Raw genomic sequence first — 21,004 nt, forward strand, 5'->3', positions numbered from 1 at the left:
GGCAAAGCCAATCCAAAGGCCGTGAACGAATTGGTCAGCAAAAAGCTGAGTTCGTAAATCTTCCGAGTTGAACAAACCCCAGACAGGGGTTTGTTCAACTTGTACATAACAAAAAGTTAATTTCAGGCCGCTCAAAACGGGCAGGCCTTCAGCTTGACTCCACGCCCAAATGGGCATTCTTCTTCCCGCAACGCGGAGAGGAAGCAGACATGAAAAATCGGTTTGATCAGGAACTGGAAACCCGGCTGGTGCGCTATGCCGCCATCGACAGTCAGAGCGATGAGACCTCGCCCTCGACCCCAAGCACCGATGTTCAGTTCGACATGCTGAACCTGTTGCGGCAAGAGCTGACCGAGATCGGTGCGCAAGACGTTCAGATGACCGGAGACAGCGTGGTCGTGGCCACCATCCCCGGTACGGCCGACGGGCCAACGATTGGATTTCTGGCGCATGTGGACACCGCGCCTCAGTTCAATGCAACCGGCGTGAAGCCTCGGGTGATCAAAGGGTATAATGGCGGCGAGATTACCTTCCCCGATGATCCCGATCTGGTGTTATCGCCCGAAGAACACCCTTATCTGGCCAAGAAGATCGGACATGATCTGATCACTGCCTCAGGCACCACTCTGCTGGGGGGCGATGACAAGGCGGGCGTTTCGATCCTGATGACGATGGCGAGGCACTTGCTGGAGAACATTGACATCCCCCACGGTCCGATTCGCATCGCCTTTACCCCGGATGAAGAAATCGGGCGCGGCGTTTCCGAACAGCTACCCAAGGATCTGGGCGCGGATTTTGCCTATACGCTGGACGGACAGGAACTGGGTGAGATCGAATATGAAAGCTTCTCGGCTGATCGGGCGGTGATCAAGATCACAGGCGTGTCGATCCACCCCGGATTGGCCAAGGACAAAATGGTAAACGCGGCGCATCTGGCGGCAAAGATCGTGCAGACACTGCCTCAGGCGACGATGACACCCGAGGTGACGGATGGGCGTCAGGGGTTCATCCATGTCACAGATATGAATGGCGGCTCGTCCGAGATGGAGATCAAGCTGATCCTGCGTGATTTCGAAATGGATGCGCTGGAAGCCCAGCGCGAAATTGTCCGTCAGGTCTGTGCTGCCGTTCAGGCCACCGAACCGCGCGCGACCATCTCCTGCGACATCTCCCATCAATACCGCAACATGCGCTATTGGCTGGAAAAGGACATGACCCCTGTCGATCTGGCGCGCGAAGCCTGCCGCGAACAGGGGATCGAGCCAATATCGGTTCCGATCCGGGGTGGCACCGATGGCTCCCGCCTAACCGAATTCGGCACACCCACGCCCAACATATTTACGGGCATGCAATGTATTCATGGTCCGCTGGAGTGGATCTCGGTGCAGGACATGGCGATCGCAACCGAAACCTGTCTGTCGCTTGTGGGCAAAGCCGCGCGGAGCTAAAGCCACAGTGCGGGCCGAATTTCGCCAATACGTGATCTTGGCTTTCACCCGCCTGTCAAAATGTTAATTTGCCCGGGTTACGCAATTAGGACCAGTTGATGCAGCGCTACGAATATAAAGTTGTCCCCGCTCCGCAAAAGGGAACCAAGGCGAAGGGCGTGAAAACGCCCGAGGGCCGGTTCGCCACCTCAATTGAGCAGTTGTTGAACCAACTGGGCCAAGAGGGTTGGGAATATCAGCGCGCAGAATTGCTGCCCAGCGAGGAACGCACAGGTTTGACGGGTTCAACCACTAACTGGCGAAATGTGCTGGTATTTCGCAGGGCACTTGCTACGGATGAGCTGGATTCGAAAAACCCGGTTGAAGAAGGCGCCACCCCGACCGCGCGCCCGGTCCCCGGACCTGACGATGGACTGACAGAACCTCCGGCCGCCCCTGCCCCGATCTCAGAAGAGCCGGAAGACCCGCCATTGTCGCTGAAGCCCTCGGATGAAACGGCAGAAAAAGACCAGACCGAGCCTTCGCGCTAGCGTGGCTTCGCGGATTCTAATTGGCTGGCTTGCGTTGAATGTGATCAGCTCTACCAATGATATTTGTGCGCGATCAGGATAAATCCACATCAACCCTGACACATCGCGCCAACCTCTTGCGATGAGCCCCAAAGGAACTATGGGAATGAATCGAGCAATCATCGCTGCTTTGATAGCAATGGCAACTGCTGGTGCCGCTTTAGCCCAACAGCAACCGAATCTGTATGTTGATCCACCGGTCTACTACCAATGGAATAAACAAGTCCAATATGACCCGATCGAGCATGTGGAAGTGATCGGGGCGGTCAACCAGAACCGCGAAAGCCACCGATGTCAATTTGCCCACAGTGTTGGGAACGGCGATGAACAGAGCACGTACCTTTTGACGCGGCACGTGGGTGAGGATCGCGTTGCGGAAATCCACCGGGTTAAGGGTGACATCATATCGACCGAGTATCGCGATATGATCGATGCCATCGAGTTTATTCGCCTTTATGACAACGATGCCGCGTTTGCCTTCGATGGTTGCTTTGCATTTATGACCAACGAAGCGCGGCGCGACGCTCAGACCAAGGCGACAACCCAACGCGAACGGCTAACTAACTTTTGCCGCGATGAGGTAAACCGCAATCTATCCATGTGCCGCGAGTTTTTACCAGGAAATTAGACCGAACGCGAATTTAGGCAGGTTGTCCTAGTGCATAACAGTAAGGCTTGGCACGACCAGCGCACCGATTTAGGGGAAGCCTTGGAACACAAGGCAGACGTTTACGCGGCTGCTGGGTTCAAACTGGCCGACCGAATCCTACGGACTGAGTTGCAGCGGCGCGACTGACATCAGACTGACACGAGTCGAGCATGTGCGGCAGCGTGTCACTGTATATACAAATTAATTTAACATTATCAGGATATTCTGGTGCCCCCACACGGACTCGAACCGCGGACCTACTGATTACAAATCAGTTGCTCTACCAGCTGAGCTATAGGGGCACTGGGTGTCGATTAATCGCTCGGAACAGGGACTGCAAGCCCGAATTTTCGCGTCGCCTTAACTTTGTGATGGTTTGCCTTAGGATAACCTAATAATCAGGCCTTATCCAAATTTGACTGCGCCGGGGACAGGTTGTAACCCAAGCGATAATTTCGCCCGAGGCAAGGACAATTCCAATATGCAGATGGTCATCCAAGCCGGAGCACACTTTACCGACCACGACCCGTTGCTCAATCTACTTCAGGCGAACGTACAGCTTGTCGCTGAGAGCCATGCGGCATTTTGGGGGATGCGTCCGTTCAGAAAGATCTTTCGGCCAGCTCTGAAGCCTGCGGCCGACCGCCCTTCGCACCAAGATACGCGGGCAAGGTTTCAGAAATTAATGCCTCAGGGGCAGCAGGTTGATCGGGCGATCCTGTCAAGTGCGCTGTATCTTGGTGAACGGGCATCGATCATCATGGATGGGCAGTTCTATGCGAACGCGGGTCAAAGGATGTCCTATATGGACCACCTGTTCAGCGATTCGTCTGTCGAACTGTTTGTGGGGCTACGCAATCCCGGCAGCTTTATTCCGAAGGTATTGATGTTGCTATCGGCCCCCGAGCGCGAACATATAGTTGCGACGACCGATCTGAGTTGCCTGAGTTGGCTTGCGATGATTGAGGACATTCGCGATCTTGCTCCAGACGTCAAGATCACCTTGTGGAGTAACGAGGATTCTCCTCTGATCCTTGGTGACATTGCGCGCGCACTTGTCGGACTACCCGCGGACACGCAGCTTGATCAGGAATACGCGCTGCTGTCCTCGCTGATCTCGGATCTGGGTAAGCAGGAGCTGAAGGGGTTGAGAGAACAACAACGCCCACCCAACGATCCCATTTTCAGAGGAAGGTTAGCACAGATCTTTCAGCAGCATGCGCTGACAGGGGCGATCGAGGAAGAGGTGGAACTGCCCGGCTGGAGCGAAGACATTATCGCGGCGTTTACCGAGCTTTATGAGCAGGATCTGGCACGGCTTCGGACCATGCCAGATCTCCGTTTTCTGAACCCGTAAGCGGCTGAAGTTACATCCCCAGCGCTTCTTTGTACATTTCCAGCATGGCTTCTTCTTCAGCGATATTGTTCTTGTCGCGCTTGCGCAGGGCGACGACGTTGCGCATCACTTTGGTATCGTAGCATATTTACGAAATGAATCTGTCTTTAATATCGGGCAAGCTCGTCCGCTCGCAGCCCAAAGCAAACTTTCACAAATGGACTCTGCAAACCCCAGAAGTGCAACCATCCGGTCTTAGCCTTATCAACAATAAATGTCCGTATTACACCCAGTGCGTTACAAAACGTCCTTCCAAATGGTGCTCTATAATATTTCAAGAAAATAGGCTGGCAAAAAGTGCCAGCTCAATTCTATTGGAAAGAGTATCTTGGAGCTAGCCCAGCGGTTTGTATGCGACCGCATCAATCTCGACCTTGGCGTCCACCATGATTTGCGAACGGACGGTTGAGCGCGCCGGGCCGCCATTTGGGAAGTAGCTCGCGTAGACCCGGTTGAACGTCCAAAAATCACGAGGATCGTCCAGCCAGACGCCCACTTTCGCTACATCATCCAGAGTGCAATCAGCCAGCGCCAAAGCTGCTATCAGATTTTCCATCGTTTTTCGGGTTTGTGACTCGATGCCTCCCGCTTCTATTTCTCCATTTTCTTTCATTGCCACCTGCCCGGATATGAACACAAAGTCGCCGGCTCTTACAGCTGGAGCAAAAGGTAGCGGTTGACCACCTGCACCGGTCCTGTCATCGCCCAAGCGCACGATCTTTTTCTCAGTCATTGAAGTGATTTCCTTCTGTTAGGTCTTTTCCGTAAGGAATGGGGTCCACGGCACCAAAGCCCGTAGTCGAAAGGGCCGCGCCGCGGTTCGCGAGTTCAGCAGATTTCAAGGCATCCTTGTTTTTCAGGTAAGCGGACAGGAAAATTCCGTTAAAACAGTCTCCCGCGCCGGTAGCGTCGACCGCCGGGACTGTTACTCCGGGAATTGTGAGAATGCCTTGCCCGTCGGATATGGATACACCGTCCGCACCAAGCGACAGCGCCACAACTTCAGCACCCAGATTGTGGTAGAAGTCAATTATGTCCTCGGGGCTGTGAAGGCTCGTCAATTGACGGGCGTCATCGAGCCCTGGCAGCACGATATTGCAGCGCCGCATTGCATCGTGAGTAACCTGCCGGGCCTTGTCTAACGGCCAAAGAGCTGTCCGCAAATTGGGATCGAAAGCAATTGATACGCCAAACTGCCGCGCTGTGTGGATTGCTTCCTGAGTTGTTGATTGAAGCTCTGGACTTACCCCAAGACTGATCCCGGAAGTATAAAACATCCTTGCATTGGAGATTGCATCGCCTGGAATTTGTTCCGGTAACATCCGACTGGCGGCGGAGCCCTTTCGACGGTAAACGAAATGGTGCCCGTGTCCATCGTGAAAGACGAAATAGAGCCCCGTGTCCTCACCCGAGGCAGATAACACGTGCTCGTGGTTCACACCTTCTCGGGACCACAAACCCCGAAGCTTCTCGCCAAATTGGTCGTCTCCGACGCGCGCAATCAAAGCGACATCAATCCCCTGTCTGGCAGCAGCGACAGCGACGTTGGAAACATCTCCGCCGAACCCCCCTTTGAACAGTCCATCCTGGCATGCGTTTAATTCGAACAGGGGTTCCCCTAAACATATGAGGTCAGCCATGTTTCACCTTATTGATGCCCGACGCAGGCTACGTCTTTGGGCTACGGTTTTGCCGTTACTGAACTTTGCCTCGCGCCACGACTGGAACAGGCCCCAGCGAATGATCCCCGCGAATGGTCTCAATCTGATCAACCATGTTGGTCACAACACAGGCATGGTTTGGAATAATCCGGATATGCTCGCCAACTTTTAGATTGATCTTGTCGGCTTTCAGAACGCCATGTTCCTCTGACAGACCCTGAACCAGAATGTCCGGGCGCCCCATCACGTACCCGTGGCCCTCCAGTCCCAACAGGTCTGAGGTCAACACTTTAGATCCCGCATCTATCACTGCCCGATTGTCGGCAGGAACTGAAATTACGGTGGCAAGAACGCTCAGCGCACAGTCCTCCCACGTGCAGACGCCCTGTGCCTGAAGGGAGCAGTCGTTATAGATATAGGTGCCAATCCGATATTCAGTTGCAACTGGAACATCCTGCGCCTGCCACATTCCTGGTGAGCCGCCATGGGACACGACGTGCACCGGCAACCCGATCTCTTCGATTTCTCGTTTGGCTCTAGTGAGCCATTCTTGAACAGCAACCTCTTGGCCAACCGGCGGATAGGTCATTAGACCGAGGAATGTAACACCTGGTTGGCTATCGATATAACGTGCCAGATCTCGCGCCTGCTCAGGGGTGGTTACGCCACAACGTGCCGCGCCCGTATCGCACTCCACAAGTACACACAGTGGTGTCGCAGCATCTGCAAAAGATTTCGACAAACCGTCAACGGTTTCGGTGTTGTCCGCGACAACAGACAATCTCACCTTCTCTGACAGGGCACGCAACCGCGCCAACTTGGCGTCACCGAGGATATTAAAGGTTATCAGCACGTCGTCGATACCACCCTCAGCAATCATTGCCTCGGCCTCACTCACTTTCTGGCAGGTTATGCCAATAGCGCCCGCCTCTAACTGCCTTCGCGCCAGCTTGGGGAGTTTGTGGGTTTTGATGTGCGGTCGGACGGCGATTCCGTGTTTCGCACAATGCCCCTGAAAGCGGTCGATGTTCGCTTCGGCGATATCCAGGTCGACTAGGACAGCCGGTGTGTCGATATCAGGAAAAATCATTCCACAATTTCCTCGTGAGGGTTTTTGACGATAGGCCAAATTGAGCGTGTCAGATTATTGTAGCGTGTTTTGGTGGGATCATTCGGATAGGGGCCTTCGACAGCTGCATAAATTATTTCGGCAGCGACGTCGGAGAAGGCACCGTGGAAATGGTTTGTAGATTTGACGACCAATATCTTTTTTTCAGTGACATCGATGCCGAGGTTGGTGAACAGGTCTGGCGAGAAAGCCTGACTTCGGTTTGTGTTCAAAACGACCTCTATCCCACCCAAACGAATGACCGAGCAATCTCCCATGGGGACGATAGATGCACCAAAGCTTTGAACTGCATTGCGTTGATTGCGGACAACTGTGACCGTGGCGTCAATTGGGTTACCTGCGAGAGCCGACGTTTTGCCCCCGAAGCGTAGATCGAATACTGCGCCTTCTCCGGCCGCATGGCACAAGCGAACAGCCATGGGATCCCATATCGTGCCGAATGCGACAGATTTGAGGTTTTGAGCAATGGCCTCTTCAAGGATCAGGGTGGAATCCCCTGCGACGCCTCCACCCGGGTTATCCCACACATCCGCCACGACCACAGGTCCATGCGCGGCTTTCTGAGCCATTCGAAATGCTTCAACCGGAGAGAGGTAGTCTGGCTTTGTCTGTCCTCGGAACGAAAACAGCTCCGTTCCCAAATTCCGGGCTATATTGTCGGCTTTGGCCCGATCATCATCTGTCAAAACGACGATTTTGGCGCCGATATCCGGAGAATCCCCAGCCATAAACCCGTGAATGACAGAAGCTGAGAGAACTTCCCCCTTTGCCTCCATTTGGTTCAACTGATCGACAAATCCGCGCATGGGTTCTTGGCTGGTTGGCAGGACATCCAACATACGAACGTCAAAAACTGAGATAACGGGCCGAATGTCTCCTTTGATCGTGCGCAGTGTCAGATCGACACAGGCTTCTCCTGCTTCAACAAAATCAGTATGCGGAAATTCTTTGAACACCGTGATCACGTCGGCATTAGCCACTCGTTTCTGACTGAGATGACTGTGCGGGTCGAAGCTGGCTCCGATAACCGTTTTGGGGCCGACAATCGCGCGAATGGCTTCGATCAATTCACCTTCGCAATCCACACATCCTTCGGCAATCATCGCCCCATGCAGGCCCAGAACAACACCGTCCAAAGGTAGCGCAGCAGTGACCTGATCCAACACTTCTTGCTTCAGGCGTCCCCATGTTTCGCGGTTTAGCAACCCGCCCGGTTCCGCCCATGTAGCAGTACCCTCGATCAACTCCAACTCATTGACCTGTGCCCGTTTTCTCAGTGCCGGAAACACAGCGCTGCACAACGTGGGGGTAACAGGGTGTTCACCGGGTGGTGCGTAAAAGCTCTGCTCGAAATCGGAAAAATCCGTGCGCAGGGGGGAAAACGTATTTGTTTCGGTCGCAATGGACGCACAGAAAACCCGCATGTCTAATCCAATTCGTTGGTTGGGTCGGAGACCAGAGACTGATCTCCGACAAGAGGTGCTGCCGGTTGGATCCGGCAGTCAGGGAGGATCAGTCGAGGTAAGACGCGTTGTTGGCGTTCTCTACCGCAGCCTTGAAACTCGCCAGAAGCTCGGCCGCTTTTTCATCCAGGTTTTCCTGAACATGCGCTTCAAAAGCAGGCTGCGTTGCAGCCGCCATGGAACTGCGTTGATCGTCAGTCAGGGCCGTCACTTCAATCTGATCCATGAGGCCCGCAAGACCTCTATCTGAGGATTCGATGATCCGTGACAGACCGCGACTTGCAGTTACGCAGTTTTCAGCAGCCGTACGGATCGTGGCCTGCTCGGCCTCGGACAGGCCCTCAAAGAAAGCGCGATTGATCATGAAGGTGTAGGGCGAAAACAAATGGTTGGTCAGCGTCAGATACTGCTGAACTTCGGCAAAATTGGCGAAGGAGATGATCGGGACCGGATTCATCTGGCCGTCAATCACGCCGGTTTGAAGGCCGGAATACACCTCGCCCCAGGACAGGGGATAGGCTTCGGCGCCCAAGGCTTGCACGATCTTCTGATGCGACGGCAATGTCATCGTGCGGATGCGAATGCCATCAAAATCCTTCAAGTCCGCAATAGGTCGCTGAGAATTGGTGACCGCAAAGAAACCGCCGGTATCCGGGAAACCCAGCACTACAACATCACCCAGTTCTGCTTCGATATCTGCGGCCAGGGCTTCGCCGAACTCGCCGTCAAAGACTTCGTAGGTCGATGCGTTGCCATTAAATGCAAATGGTAGATTCAGCACATCAATCCGCGGGTAGTAGCTTGCCAAGGCGCCAGTCGATGTCAGGGTTGCCTGAATGATGCCGTCCCGCACCTGCTGCACATGCTCGGCGGCGGAGCCCAGTTGGTTTGATCCAAATACTTCGACCGTGACGCTGCCATTGGTGCCGGAATTCACAAGGTTGGAGAACACGGCCGTACAGGCGTGCGCCGGATTCTCAAATGGATCTGTTTTGTTGTCGTGCCCGAATTTGATGACGCCACCTTCGGCCAGTGCACTGGTTGCAAGCATGGTTGCGGTAAACGCCGCACCTGTCAGAATAGTCTTCATTGTTCTTCTCCTGTTGGTTTGGTTTTCGTGGGGAATTTACTGAGCAAAGCCCAACATCCGGGGCAGCCAAAGGGCTGCGTCCTCCCAAAATGCAAAGGCAAATAAGATGGCGATTTCGGCAATCAGAAACGGGAACAGCTTGATGGAAATCCGCTCCAGCTTTTCGCCGGTGACGGACGACAGAACAAACAGACAAGCGCCCACTGGCGGGGTCATCAACGATATGTTTAGGGCCAGAACAAAGATGATCCCGGCGTGAATGGGTTCTAGGCCAACCTGCTGTGTGAGCGGAACCAACACCGGCGCAAGGATGATCAGGATGGCGGTGATATCCATAACCATACCAACAATCAGCAGCAATCCGATGATGATCGCGATAACGGCATACCGGTTATCTGAAAGGCCAAGAACGGTTTCCGCAATCAGTTGAGGAATGCGCTCAAAGCTCATCCACCAGCCGAGAATGCCAGCGAAGGCGATAATCACAAAGATAACGCCAGTGATACGCGCCGTACGTACAAGCATCGCATAGAAGCCTTTGAACGTCAGCGACCGATAGACAAAAATCCCGATGAACATCGCGTAGGCCACAGCAATCGACGCAGCCTCTGTCGGGGTGACGATCCCACCCAGAATGCCCCCCAGGATAATTACCGGCATCGCCAAAGCGGTCAGAGAGGAAACAAATGTATCCCAGACCTCGCGAGGGCTCGCGCCGCGCAATGCTTTCGGAAGGTTTTCTCGCTTACCGCCGATGGCTATGACCGCCATGCAGACGATACAAATCACTAGGCCTGGCAGAACGCCTGCGGCGAACAGGCCTGCAATGGAGACACCCATTAGCGACCCGTAGACAACCATTAGCCCCGAGGGCGGAATGGTCGGGCCGATGATGGATCCCGCTGCCGTGACCGCGCAGGCATAATCACGTTTGTAGCCTTCTTTTACCATTGCAGGCACAAGTGTCCGACCAAAGGCCGCCGCGTCCGCAGTCGCCGAGCCGGTTAGTCCAGCGAAGAAAACCGAAGCCAGCATATTGGTATGGGCCAGCCCACCACGGAACCGTCCAACCAGAACCTGAGCCAGTTTCACAAGACGACTGGTGATCCCGATGTCATTCATGATCTCACCGGCCAGAATGAAGAACGGCATGGCAAGAAAGGGAAAGATATTGAGGCCGTTAAATATCTTGCTGGGACCAATCGCCAAGAACTGCGTTCCGCCCATGTCAATCAGACCCACGACGCCGGCAAGGCCAATGGCAAACCCAATCGGCATCCCGAACAGGATAAGGGCGACAAAAACGATTGCGACGATCACAGCGTCTCCTCCACCTCAGTGGCAAAGGGTGGCTCGTCAATATGCGACCCCAAATCCCGAAACAGGACCAGCACCAGCTGTACAGATGACAGTGCCGCCGCGACGGGAATGGCTGCGTAAAACGGAGCAAGGCTGGCGCCAAAAATCATCGCTTGGCGGGGAGCTCCGCTTTCGGCGAAGCTGATCCCAAAAAATGCGACGTATAAGAACAAAGCCAGCGCCAAAACGTCCATCGCAACCAACAGAGTACGGCGCAAACCGACGGGAAGTATCATGATGAATGCAGTCAATCCGATGTGGTCCCTGCGCGCGATTCCGGAAGAAACTGCAAGCAATGCGGCCCAGATCATCAGGTAGCGTGCCAGCACCTCGGGCCACGGGAGTTGCCAGTGAAAATAGTAGCGGTCGACGACACCAAGCCAGACATCCAGCACCAAGGACAACATCAACGCGGCGACGATACCCTCGACGACTGAATTTATCTTTGCGCTTGCGGCGGAAAACCAGTCTGACATTCGCACTCCTCCCCAGGACCCGAATCTGTAACTTGGTTACACCTTGCGCGATCAGGGTCGAGTTTTCAACGAAAAAATGTAACTTAGTTTCTTTATAGCTGCCAAAATTAGGGAAATTTCGTGAATATCGGTGAATATCTTGCTCACTCACAGCGATGCATGTAACTAAGTTTCATGAGTGACCAGGAGAAAATCACGCACATGCCGAACCAACCGCGCCCTGCCTCAGATGAAAACGCGCCCCCGCATAAGGGCCGCATTGGCGCTGTAGATCTAATCCCGGCACTGCATAACTCGCAGACCAAACTGGCAGTTCAGGAGCAGAAAGTCGCTGATTATGTAAAGGACCACCTCAACGAAATCAGCTCGATGACTATCGGGGATCTCGCGGAACGTTGTTCAGTCAGCAAGCCAACGGTGGTGCGGTTCTGCCGTAGCCTCGGTTGCGAGGGCTTTCGGGACTTCAAGCTTCGCCTGGCCCAGAACGTCGCCGTAAGCGCGCAGTACTTATACAGAAACGCCGGTGATGAAAGCTCTGATGCGAATACAGCGATTGACCAAGTCCTTGGGGCCTTGTTCGCGACCCTGGATGTCATGCGCGGTCAAATCGATACGGAGAGACTTGAAGAAGCAAGGGATGCCTGCCTGGACCGACGGCAGATCCTTTTTGCGGGAATAGGAGGAGGATCCTCTCTTGTCGCTCAGGAAGCATCCAATCGCTTTTTCCGGCTCGGGATTCCATCGTTCTTCGTCAATGATAGCTATGTCCTACAAATGCGCGCGGCCGCGCTTGGGCCCGAAGACGTTCTCTTCCTTGTTTCGGCGAGCGGTGAAGCCGACGCCATCGTTAGTGCGGCGGAAGTCGCTAATGGTTACGGCGCGACCACAATCAGTATCACCAAGCCCAACACCCGACTATCAGACATATCCAAAATTGCCCTGCTCACGGAATTGCCTGAAGACAGCGACATCTACAAACCAACAGCCTCGCGATATGCCCACCTCGCAATTGTTGACGCATTGGCCATGATCGTGGCGCAGGAGATGACCGACGAAACAAAGGAGAATCTTCGTCGAATTCGTGCGTCCTTGACGGCTTACCATGGAAGAACTGGTCCACAGCCTTTGGGCGACTAACCAAGGAACGAACAGATTAGTTTGTCTCAGCGCCGCTGAACAAAATTAGTTCTGACCTGCACGGCAATCTTAGGCAACTGTGAGCCATTGAATTGGAACGTTTTTGCGAGTTTGGAAGCAAAGTGGTATCAGCGGGGGACTGGTCATGTTGGCGCCATATAACGACGCGTTGCCAGATGACGTGAGAACTGCTGCAACCAATGTCGAGCAAGCGCTGAAAGATGGAACATTGAACCCGTTTGCTGGCCCCATCACCAACGCAAATGGTGAGACGGTGATCGAAGAAGGCGAAGCGCTGACCGACAAGCAAGTTCATGAGATGAACTGGTTTGTGCAAGGTGTCGATGGCGAGCTGCCAACCTGACGAAAGTTGCGATCTAGCAAAAACGCGTGTTGCTGAACGTCTCCTGAGGCAAGCTTCTCCCCGCTTCAAGAAAGGAGAGTGTCGTAACCGCCAGGTGGGCGCGTCGAAACCGGCGCGCTCACTCTTTCTACTGTGTCGTTCACATACCGCACCCTTTGGGCCAAGAAGGTGTTTGAGAGGCAAACCCGCTCAATTCACTTCTCAATCCTGCTGATCTTTGTTCCCTGAAGACTGGTTCGTGCCATAAGCCCCAGACGTCGGTGCTATGTTCTGCTTTGTGCGTTCGTAATCCCGACACCAAGCAGTATTCAAGAAACCTTAGGCTGCGGAGCTGGTTCATTGGCTCGGTTTTAGGTCATACCAAGCGCTTCTTTGTACATTTCAAGAACCGCTTCTTCTTCGGCGATATCGTCCTTGTCGCGCTTGCGCAAGGCGACGACCTTGCGCATGACTTTGGTGTCGTAGCCGCGGGCCTTGGCCTCGGCCATGACCTCTTTCTGCTGGTCGGCAATATCTTTCTTTTCGGCTTCAAGACGCTCGAACCGCTCGATGAACTGGCGCAGCTCGCCTGCGGTCACTCGGTAATTTGCTGCGGCCTGATCTTCGGTGATGTCTTCCATCTGCGTCTCTCCCAAGGGCTGAAAATAAGCAGCCGGATACATCGGCACCGACCCGATCGCAAGCAGACATTCAATACGGCGGGCTTGTCTGAATGGCATCGATCCGCTAAGCGCGACGACGGGTTCAACGGGTGAGCGTAAACAACTATGTTCGACATTATCGTCTGGGGCGGTGCCGCCCTGTCCATGGCCGGGCTGATCGGTCTGGTCTGGTGCATCTTGCGGGTGATGAAAGCGCGCAAAGCTAACCTGACCGATGAGGAACTCCGCGCTGCAGTTCAGGGCGTATTACCCTGGAATCTTGCATCCCTTTTCCTGTCGGTTCTGGGGCTAATGATGGTTATCCTCGGAATTTCTTTTAGTTAACCGAACAGATCACACCGGCATATTGTCGAACCGCGCCTCCAGCGCATCTTCGCACAGCGCCGCATCTAACCGCCGCAAGCGCGAAGGTATCTGAACACGCTGCGCGCGCATTTTATCCAGAACCTGACTGACACGGGGCTGAAGAGCCAGTCGGGTCTCCAAGCATGCACCATGTAGCCTTTCTTCCAGCCGTTCCGCCTCTGTATAAAGATCCTGAGCAGTCATTTGCATCCTCCCATACAGTGCCAGTCTGCCTGATATAGGTAACAAGATTAAGACCAGCACGAGACCGGGCCAAAACATCGCGGAATCTTGCCTGTGAGGGCCAAATTCCGTCAATATGACCTTGGTCGCCCAAAACATATGCTCAATTCGCGGCATTTGCTTTGACAGACATCAATTCGTGATTTGGCACTTTAATCACATTCCAGTATTGATATATAAGATAGAGCCGAACGGAGGATCCCATGACGCCCATAGTGAAAGCTTTTTTTGACCCTCAGACCTTCACAGTCTCATATGTGGTGCAGGAGCCCGAGGGACAGGCCTGCGCCATCATCGACAGCGTTTTGGATTTTGATCACGCCTCGGGTCGCACTGACACCAGTTCGGCCGATCAAATTGTCGAATATGTGACCGACAACGGGTTGAAGGTGGAATGGATACTGGAAAGCCATGTCCATGCCGACCACCTGTCAGCAGCGCCCTATCTGCAGGAAAAGCTGGGGGGAAAAATCGGGATCGGTGAGAATATCGTAGTCGTGCAGGACACATTCGGCAAAGTGTTCAACGAAGGGACCGAGTTCCAGCGTGATGGTAGCCAATTCGATGCTCTGTTTACGGAAGGGGCCAGCTTTCACATCGGCCAGATGCGCGGGGACGTCCTGCATACGCCGGGTCATACTCCGGCCTGCATGACCTATGTAATCGGCGACGCAGCCTTCGTTGGCGATACATTGTTCATGCCGGATTTTGGAACCGCACGCTGCGATTTCCCGGGCGGATCTTCGGAGGATCTATTTGCCTCAATCCAAAGGATTTTAGCATTGCCCGAAGAAACACGGGTGTTCGTAGGGCATGACTATAAGGCACCCGGCCGAGATGAATTTGCCTGGGAAACGACGGTAGGTGAACAGAAGGCGTTGAATGTCCATATCGGACAAGGCCGAAGCGTTGAGGAATTTGTCGAGATGCGCGATGCGCGGGATGCGACCTTGGCAATGCCACGTCTGATTTTACCCTCTCTGCAGGTTAATATGCGGGCCGGTCAGATGCCACCGGCGGATGAACAAGGTGATGTTTTCATGAAAATTCCGGTCAACAAGCTTTGACACGGAATATCGGGTGAGGATCTAGAAATGAATGTGGAGTGGATGTGGGGTCTTGCGGGTGGCCTGCTGATCGGGCTGGGTGCCGCTGTATATCTTCTGTGCAATGGTCGGATCATGGGAGCCAGTGGCATTCTTGGCGGATTGGTTGAGCGCAACGACCGCAGTGCAATGACGGAACGTTTAGCCTTTGTTATTGGGCTGATCGGGATGCCTTTCTTGCTACGCCCCTTGATTGCACCACAGACTCAGACTCATCTGACCCCGGATTTAGCAATTGTGATCCTGGCCGGGTTACTGGTCGGTGTGGGCACGCGGATTGCAAATGGGTGCACCTCGGGTCACGGCGTCTGCGGGATTTCTCGCTTCTCCCTGCGCGGGATTGTCGCCACGGTTTTCTATATCCTTGCTGGCGGGTTAACGGTCGTTCTGTTTCGCCAAGTTCTGGGGGTGATCTGATGCGCTCAGTATTTGCTTTTCTCGCCGGAGGTTTGTTTGGCACCGGGCTGTTGATCTCAGGCATGACCAACACCACCAAGGTGCAGGGATGGCTGGATGTGTTCGGCAACTGGGACCCGACGCTGGCCTTTGTCATGGGCGGGGCGATCCTGCCCATGTTGGTGGCGTGGCAAATGACCCGGAACCGAACGCCGCTGGTAGGTGGCAAATTTCCTGCTCCACCTCGTGTTGAGCTGGATCGTCGGCTGATCGTAGGTTCGGTTCTGTTCGGGGTTGGCTGGGGGTTGGCAGGTCTGTGCCCGGGCCCGGCGATGGCCTCGCTCAGTTATGGTGGTGTTGGCGGAATTGTGTTCCTGATCGCAATGATTGCGGGCATGTTGGCCGCGCCAAAACTGGGCGCACAACTGGACAGGATGGCTGACGCGGCCTAATCAGTTGTCATGGAGATTCGACCGATTACCCCCCGCTATGCCGTCTCACCCCAGATCACGGTTGAGGACGTGCCAGCCATCGCCAAGGCAGGTTTCGTCAAGGTGATTTGCAATCGACCCAATACCGAGGTGCCGCCAGATCAGCAGTCTGATGCCATCGGGCAGGCCGTGCGCAAGGCCGGAATGGAATACGAGGTATTGGAGCTGACGCACCAGACTATGACGCCAGAGAATGTCGCCCTGCAGCGCGATCTGGCCGAAAGCTGCAGCGGGCCTGTCCTGGCCTATTGCGCATCCGGCACCCGTTGCTCGGTTGTTTGGGCGCTGGGACAGTGCAACCGGCTAAGCACGGATGAAATTCTGGACGCGACGGGTAAGGCTGGCTATTCGCTCGACGGGCTTCGCCCTGCGCTGGAGCAGCTGCGCGCACAGGACTAAGCCACCTAGTACGGCCCATCGCCCTCAGGCGCTGGCAGTCCAGCAAGATGTGAAATCTCGGCAACGCGTTGATCGGGATTCGATGGCAAGATATCATCCGGTTCAAGCAGAGTATCATTCATTGCCGGTTCGCTGGTCACAATTTCTTCGTCCAGCAATGCTGACTTTTCGTCATCGTCAAGTTTGGAAACAGGGCCAGACTTGCTAGCCAGAAAGGTCTGGTCGTCCTTCGTGGGCAATGTCGCGACCGAATTGTGTTCATTTATCCGAACCGCGCGCATCCCACCGCATTGCCCCAACCGACCAATCGCCATACGGGCACGGTCGATTGACAGAACTTCAACCCGATCCACACGCGCGCCTTGCAACGGAAGGACATTGCCAACAGCCAACTCTGACAGAGCAGTCAACGGCAGTGAAATACGGCTGATTACAGCTTTCAGTTCAGCGCGCATCACGCCGGATGCCTGATCGAGGTTCATACCCGCGAGACTGTTTTCCGCCTCCTGCTCCGCATCAGACAGCGGTCGGTCAGGCAACAACGCGCAAACCTCCCCCTGTCGGCTACCGCCAGCCAACTCGACTGTCAGATCGAATACACGATATGCCTCATCCACCAGCGCCAGTGTTAGGCTGCGCCGATCTTCAGCTCGCGATGTGAACTCAAACCCCGACAGGCTGGCCATATCCGCCGGGGATTCGACCAGCTTCTGCGCCCGGCCCAGCATATCCTCGATCAAGGGGGCGACCATGGCGGCGTCAGTGTCCGTAAACATTCGCTCCGACGGTGGATCAGAGGTGACAATTGCGATCGTCTGCTGCTGAATCACGGCCGACACGCATCCCGGGTCCAGACACACTGCCGCCACGCTACCTTGATCCGAGCCAAAAAGCAGCATCAACCAACCCTGTTTCAATCGCGCGGTCACATCCTCCTGCACACGCAACGCCTGTTTGGCCCCGATGACTGCCAGCGCAAGCCCCATGCCATCACCTGCCGCCCGCGCCAAACCAAGCCGCAGGGCACGTAGAATTGAACGGGGTGTATCAACTCCACCCTGCCTCGCCGATAGTTTGCGTGCCAATGCTGATTTGGTCATCGCCCCGCTCTGCCGTCTTAGAAACACCTAGGAATTGTGTAACCCGCAGATCGTTACAAATATCTTTATGACATCCTCATTGCGCGGCCTGCCGATAAGCAAGTGGCAGACTCACACGGAAGGCGGCTCCTGCGTGCCCAGGCAAATAGGCGACTTCGCCCCCTAGGCGCTGCATGATCTCGCGACAAATCGCCAAACCCAACCCGGCCCCACCTGCCTTGTCCGAGCCAACGCGGGCAAATTTCTCGAACACCAGCGATTGGGCCTCGGTCGGGATGCCGCTGCCATTGTCGATGAAATCAATCACCATCTGCCCGCCAACATCATGGGCCGATATCGTCAGCACCGGTTCATCAGCGTCGCAGTATTTCTGAGCATTCGAGATCAAATTAATGAAGACCTGCCCCAGCCGATCCAGATCAGTGTAGAGCGGGATGCGTTCGTTGGCGCGCACCCGCCGCACACCAATCTTGCGATCACTGCCTGCCAGAGCACTTGAGACTGCGCGATCCAATACCTCGTTCAGCGTTGCGTCATCCATATTCAGGCTGACCTGCCCGCTTTCCAGGACACTCAAATCCAGCAGATCGTCCAGCAGCCGGGTCAGACGCAGCGACTCGTCATGAATGATCGCAGCATAGCGGGTCTGCTCTTCTGCGCTCAGGCCCTCGGCGTCGCGCAGGATTTCGGAAAATGCGCGGATCGAGGTCATCGGCGTGCGCAATTCGTGGCTGACCTGACTGAGAAAGGCGTCTTTCTGCTTTGATACTTGGGTGAGCTTGGCGTTGGCCTCCCTTAACTGGCGCGCAGTGCGGCTGAGTTCAGCCGATTTCGCTTCGAGCTGGCTGGAATATTCCAGCATCTGAGCGGATTCGTCGGCTACAGCCAGCAGGTCCTCGACCGAAACAGACGCACCACCCACGATCTGACCAATCATCGCATGGGCGGTTGCGGCACCTACCGAACCGCTGAGTTCACGTTCCAGCCGTTCCAGAAACTGCGGAGTTGGTTCGGGAAGACGTCCAGGCCGGCCATTCTGCCGTTCCGCTTCGGCCTGAAAGAACTCCTGCGCGGGTATGGTGCCCAAAATCCGCTGGGTCATGATCATCAGATCTTCGCTTTGCGCTACTGACCCGGTCCAGCCGCGCGCCGAAACCGAGTGGTCGAAGACATTGACGAATTGTGCACCCTGCAGGCGTTCCAGCGGGCTTGGAAAGCTGAGCATCGAAGCGACGCAGAAGGCGATTGTGTTCAGTGACAGCGACCACATGACTGTATGCACCATCGGATCAATTCCTTCGATCCCAAAGAGCGCTTGCGGGCGTAGCCAGCCCCAGCCGAAAGGTCCATTTTCGATCACCGACGCCGGGATGATACCACCTTCCATGCCGGGCAGCAGCAGAGTATAAATCCACAGGAAGAACCCAACACTGAGCCCCACCAACGCCCCGGTTCTGGTCGCACCGCGCCAGAACAAACCACCCACCAGAGCGGGCAGGATCTGAGAGATCCCTGCAAAGGCCACCAGACCGATTGAAGCCAGTGCAGCCCCGCCACCTGACAAGCTGTAGTAGAAATAGCCCAGTGCCATGATCACAGCGATCGAGACACGGCGGGCCATCAGAACGATGGTCCGGACATCACCGGATACCGACGCGGTGCCTTCCTGCGTATTCAGCCAGATCGGCATGACCAAGTGGTTCGAGACCATGGTCGACAGCGCCATGGCCGTGACGATCACCATCGACGTAGCCGAGGAGAACCCGCCGATGAAGGACAGCATCGCCAGCCAGTCATTGCCCAGCGACAGCGGCACGGTCAGCACAAACAGGTCCGGGTTCGATCCCTCAGGCATCAGGTCCAGCCCGACCACCGCGATCGGCACCACAAATAGGCTCATAAGCAACAGATAAAGCGGAAAGGCCCAGGCTGCAGTGCGCAGATGGCCTTCGTCATCATTCTCAACCACCATGACCTGAAACATCCTTGGCAGGCAGACAAAAGCCGCTGCCGAGAGGAATATGAAAGTGGTCCAGCGCCCAGCATCCACATGCCACTGACCAATCTCAGACGCGTCGATCTGGTCCATCATCGGCCCCAGCCCCCCCGCGACGCCCCAGACGACAAAGATACCAACCGCCAGCAGAGCAAAGAGTTTAACAACTGATTCCAAGGCAATAGCCGTGACAACGCCGTGGTGGCGCTCGTTTGCGTCCAGATTGCGAGTGCCGAAGAGGATCGCAAAGACCGCCAGACCGGCAGCGACCCAGAATACGCTGGATCCCTCGCGGTAAAGGCCGGTTGGATCAGCCTCGGCAAAGATCGAAAACGACAGCGTGATCGACTGCAATTGCAGCGCGATATACGGCGTGCCACCCAGCACCGCCAAGATCGTCACGCAAACCGCCAGGGTGTTGGACTTACCGTAACGCGACGAGATCAAGTCAGCGATGGAGGTCACACGCTGGCTGCGTCCGATACGAACCAACTTGCGCAGGCCCCACCACCAGCTGATCATTACCAGAGTTGGACCCAAATAGATGGTCACAAATTCCAGTCCAGAACGCGCGGCGTTGCCGACCGCGCCATAGAATGTCCAGGCGGTGCAATAGATCGACAGAGACAGCGTATAGATCAGCGGGGACCGAAGCCATTTCCCACCTCCGCGTGCCGCAACCCGATCAGCGGCAAAGGCCACGCCGAACAGCAGCACCACGTAGCCCAGACAGACCAGGATCAGGACATTCAGCGTCGCCATGACTCGGCCCCGGGCTCGGCGTTCTCGCGCGCTGCCATACGCCTGGCAGCAATGCCAAAGACCACACTGATCAGGATCAGAATCCCCCAGCAGGCAAAGATGTAGAACATGGCTGAGGAAAGCGACAACGCCTCGGCACTTTCACTTTCACTTTCATCAGGCCACAGAAGCGGTAGCGCAAGCAGGGCGGCCCCCAGAAATGGCAGCAGCCGCGCCGCATCCGCCAGTCTGCGCCGACGATAACCCTGCCGCTCGAGAAACAGAGACGGTCGGGCCGGCGAGGGCCGGCCTTTGCCGTCGTCCGGGGAATTCATGACTGTGACGCCTGCGCATGCAGGTCACGCACCGCCGTCAAAACCTCGGCATTCGAGAACGGCTTGGTCATGAAACGACTGACCCCGGCCTGTTCGGCCATCTCCCGGTCACGGGATTGCCCGCGAGCAGTCAGCATCAGGACGGGCAATGCCTTCATCTCCTCATGCTCGCGCAGATCACGCAGCACATCCATTCCGCTTTTACCCGGCAACATCACATCCAGAATCACCAAATCGGGCTGAGCGGACAGGATTACCTGCACCGCGTCCGTTCCCTCGGCATGCGTTTCAACCTGCCACCCTTCACGCGTCAGCAAAAAACGGATCGCCTCGGTGATATTGGGTTCATCCTCGATCAACAGAACCTTACGGCTCATATTTGTACTTCCTCCCCAGGACCGGTTGCACGTCCGGCCACCTGTCCAGACCAGCTTAAGCGCAGCGTCACG

At 55.4% G+C, this 21,004-nt stretch carries 24 protein-coding genes, 1 tRNA gene and 1 pseudogene; 11 read left to right on the plus strand and 15 right to left on the minus strand.

Annotated features, from left to right (window positions below; translation table 11 throughout):
• Positions 1-209: 209 nt before the first annotated feature.
• The 3 genes from pepT (at position 210) to G7G_RS0119950 (ending at position 2,645) form a co-directional block, all read left to right on the plus strand.
• Complete coding sequence (gene pepT / locus G7G_RS0119940) at positions 210-1,448, plus strand: peptidase T (protein WP_010443234.1); 1,239 nt, start codon at positions 210-212, stop codon at positions 1,446-1,448.
• A gap of 98 nt (positions 1,449-1,546) precedes the next feature.
• Positions 1,547-1,978 carry a DUF4177 domain-containing protein gene (locus G7G_RS0119945; protein WP_010443235.1) on the plus strand — a complete coding sequence of 144 codons (432 nt, stop codon included), beginning with the start codon at positions 1,547-1,549 and terminating at the stop codon, positions 1,976-1,978.
• A gap of 145 nt (positions 1,979-2,123) precedes the next feature.
• The gene (locus tag G7G_RS0119950; RefSeq protein WP_029622216.1) at positions 2,124-2,645 is read left to right on the plus strand and encodes a hypothetical protein; all 522 of its coding nucleotides are present in this window, start codon (positions 2,124-2,126) and stop codon (positions 2,643-2,645) included.
• A gap of 247 nt (positions 2,646-2,892) precedes the next feature.
• Here the strand turns inward: G7G_RS0119950 and G7G_RS0119955 are convergent.
• Positions 2,893-2,968, minus strand: a tRNA-Thr gene (locus G7G_RS0119955).
• A gap of 179 nt (positions 2,969-3,147) precedes the next feature.
• Here G7G_RS0119955 and G7G_RS0119960 point away from each other — a divergent pair.
• Positions 3,148-4,023 carry a hypothetical protein gene (locus tag G7G_RS0119960; protein ID WP_010443237.1) on the plus strand — a complete coding sequence of 292 codons (876 nt, stop codon included), beginning with the start codon at positions 3,148-3,150 and terminating at the stop codon, positions 4,021-4,023.
• 10 nt (positions 4,024-4,033) lie between these two features.
• On the opposite strand, the pseudogene G7G_RS24045 reads toward G7G_RS0119960, so the two are convergent.
• The 8 genes and pseudogenes from G7G_RS24045 to G7G_RS0120000 form a co-directional block, all read right to left on the minus strand.
• Positions 4,034-4,144: pseudogene (locus G7G_RS24045) on the minus strand (GapR family DNA-binding domain-containing protein); the annotation flags it as partial.
• 252 nt (positions 4,145-4,396) lie between these two features.
• Complete coding sequence (locus tag G7G_RS0119970; RefSeq protein ID WP_010443239.1) at positions 4,397-4,795, minus strand: RidA family protein; 399 nt, start codon at positions 4,793-4,795, stop codon at positions 4,397-4,399.
• On the minus strand, positions 4,788-5,702 hold the full coding sequence (locus G7G_RS0119975; RefSeq protein ID WP_010443240.1) for a sugar kinase: 915 nt from the start codon (positions 5,700-5,702) through the stop codon (positions 4,788-4,790). The genes G7G_RS0119970 and G7G_RS0119975 overlap by 8 nt, the downstream gene beginning before the upstream one ends.
• A gap of 55 nt (positions 5,703-5,757) precedes the next feature.
• The gene (locus tag G7G_RS0119980; RefSeq protein ID WP_010443241.1) at positions 5,758-6,813 is read right to left on the minus strand and encodes a D-TA family PLP-dependent enzyme; all 1,056 of its coding nucleotides are present in this window, start codon (positions 6,811-6,813) and stop codon (positions 5,758-5,760) included.
• Positions 6,810-8,276, minus strand: a complete 1,467-nt coding sequence (locus tag G7G_RS0119985) for a M81 family metallopeptidase (RefSeq protein ID WP_010443242.1) — start codon at positions 8,274-8,276, stop codon at positions 6,810-6,812. Before G7G_RS0119985 ends, G7G_RS0119980 begins: the two co-directional genes overlap by 4 nt.
• Before the next feature lie 88 nt (positions 8,277-8,364).
• Positions 8,365-9,405: a TRAP transporter substrate-binding protein gene (locus tag G7G_RS0119990; protein WP_010443243.1), complete on the minus strand. Its 1,041-nt coding sequence runs from the start codon at positions 9,403-9,405 to the stop codon at positions 8,365-8,367.
• Positions 9,406-9,441: 36 nt separating this feature from the next.
• A complete protein-coding gene (locus G7G_RS0119995; RefSeq protein ID WP_010443244.1) occupies positions 9,442-10,725 on the minus strand; it encodes a TRAP transporter large permease in 1,284 nt (427 codons plus the stop codon).
• Entirely contained in the window at positions 10,722-11,240 is a 519-nt protein-coding gene (locus G7G_RS0120000; RefSeq protein WP_010443245.1) for a TRAP transporter small permease, read from the minus strand. The genes G7G_RS0119995 and G7G_RS0120000 overlap by 4 nt, the downstream gene beginning before the upstream one ends.
• Before the next feature lie 174 nt (positions 11,241-11,414).
• Here G7G_RS0120000 and G7G_RS0120005 point away from each other — a divergent pair, with 174 nt between their 5' ends.
• On the plus strand, positions 11,415-12,377 hold the full coding sequence (locus G7G_RS0120005) for a MurR/RpiR family transcriptional regulator (protein ID WP_120981179.1): 963 nt from the start codon (positions 11,415-11,417) through the stop codon (positions 12,375-12,377).
• A gap of 145 nt (positions 12,378-12,522) precedes the next feature.
• Complete coding sequence (locus tag G7G_RS0120010; RefSeq protein WP_010443247.1) at positions 12,523-12,741, plus strand: hypothetical protein; 219 nt, start codon at positions 12,523-12,525, stop codon at positions 12,739-12,741.
• Between the two features lie 350 nt (positions 12,742-13,091).
• On the opposite strand, the gene G7G_RS0120015 is transcribed toward G7G_RS0120010, so the two are convergent.
• Entirely contained in the window at positions 13,092-13,361 is a 270-nt protein-coding gene (locus G7G_RS0120015; protein WP_010443248.1) for a DUF2312 domain-containing protein, read from the minus strand.
• Between the two features lie 147 nt (positions 13,362-13,508).
• Between G7G_RS0120015 and G7G_RS0120020 the strand changes: the two genes are divergently transcribed.
• Complete coding sequence (locus G7G_RS0120020) at positions 13,509-13,727, plus strand: hypothetical protein (protein ID WP_010443249.1); 219 nt, start codon at positions 13,509-13,511, stop codon at positions 13,725-13,727.
• 9 nt (positions 13,728-13,736) lie between these two features.
• On the opposite strand, the gene G7G_RS0120025 is transcribed toward G7G_RS0120020, so the two are convergent.
• Positions 13,737-13,952: a hypothetical protein gene (locus G7G_RS0120025; protein WP_010443250.1), complete on the minus strand. Its 216-nt coding sequence runs from the start codon at positions 13,950-13,952 to the stop codon at positions 13,737-13,739.
• Between the two features lie 242 nt (positions 13,953-14,194).
• Here G7G_RS0120025 and G7G_RS0120030 point away from each other — a divergent pair, with 242 nt between their 5' ends.
• From G7G_RS0120030 to G7G_RS0120045, 4 genes are read left to right on the plus strand one after another with little or no spacing between them, the layout of a single operon-like run.
• Positions 14,195-15,058 carry an MBL fold metallo-hydrolase gene (locus tag G7G_RS0120030; RefSeq protein WP_010443251.1) on the plus strand — a complete coding sequence of 288 codons (864 nt, stop codon included), beginning with the start codon at positions 14,195-14,197 and terminating at the stop codon, positions 15,056-15,058.
• Positions 15,059-15,085: 27 nt separating this feature from the next.
• A complete protein-coding gene (locus tag G7G_RS0120035; RefSeq protein WP_010443252.1) occupies positions 15,086-15,514 on the plus strand; it encodes a YeeE/YedE family protein in 429 nt (142 codons plus the stop codon).
• Complete coding sequence (locus G7G_RS0120040; RefSeq protein WP_010443253.1) at positions 15,514-15,945, plus strand: DUF6691 family protein; 432 nt, start codon at positions 15,514-15,516, stop codon at positions 15,943-15,945. Before G7G_RS0120035 ends, G7G_RS0120040 begins: the two co-directional genes overlap by 1 nt.
• Before the next feature lie 9 nt (positions 15,946-15,954).
• On the plus strand, positions 15,955-16,383 hold the full coding sequence (locus tag G7G_RS0120045; RefSeq protein ID WP_010443254.1) for a protein tyrosine phosphatase family protein: 429 nt from the start codon (positions 15,955-15,957) through the stop codon (positions 16,381-16,383).
• Positions 16,384-16,388: 5 nt separating this feature from the next.
• Here the strand turns inward: G7G_RS0120045 and G7G_RS0120050 are convergent, their stop codons facing one another.
• The 4 genes from G7G_RS0120050 to G7G_RS0120065 all read right to left on the minus strand — a co-directional run bounded on the left by G7G_RS0120050 (position 16,389) and on the right by G7G_RS0120065 (position 20,932).
• Positions 16,389-17,483, minus strand: a complete 1,095-nt coding sequence (locus tag G7G_RS0120050; protein ID WP_010443255.1) for a FliM/FliN family flagellar motor C-terminal domain-containing protein — start codon at positions 17,481-17,483, stop codon at positions 16,389-16,391.
• Positions 17,484-17,559: 76 nt separating this feature from the next.
• Positions 17,560-20,241 (minus strand): ATP-binding protein, encoded by a 2,682-nt coding sequence (locus tag G7G_RS0120055; RefSeq protein WP_010443256.1) that lies wholly within the window; start codon positions 20,239-20,241, stop codon positions 17,560-17,562.
• Entirely contained in the window at positions 20,229-20,555 is a 327-nt protein-coding gene (locus tag G7G_RS0120060) for a hypothetical protein (RefSeq protein ID WP_010443257.1), read from the minus strand. Before G7G_RS0120060 ends, G7G_RS0120055 begins: the two co-directional genes overlap by 13 nt.
• Positions 20,552-20,932, minus strand: a complete 381-nt coding sequence (locus tag G7G_RS0120065; RefSeq protein WP_010443258.1) for a response regulator transcription factor — start codon at positions 20,930-20,932, stop codon at positions 20,552-20,554. Before G7G_RS0120065 ends, G7G_RS0120060 begins: the two co-directional genes overlap by 4 nt.
• Positions 20,933-21,004 lie beyond the last annotated feature (72 nt).

The organism is Ruegeria conchae (assembly GCF_000192475.1).
Classification (GTDB): domain Bacteria; phylum Pseudomonadota; class Alphaproteobacteria; order Rhodobacterales; family Rhodobacteraceae; genus Ruegeria; species Ruegeria conchae.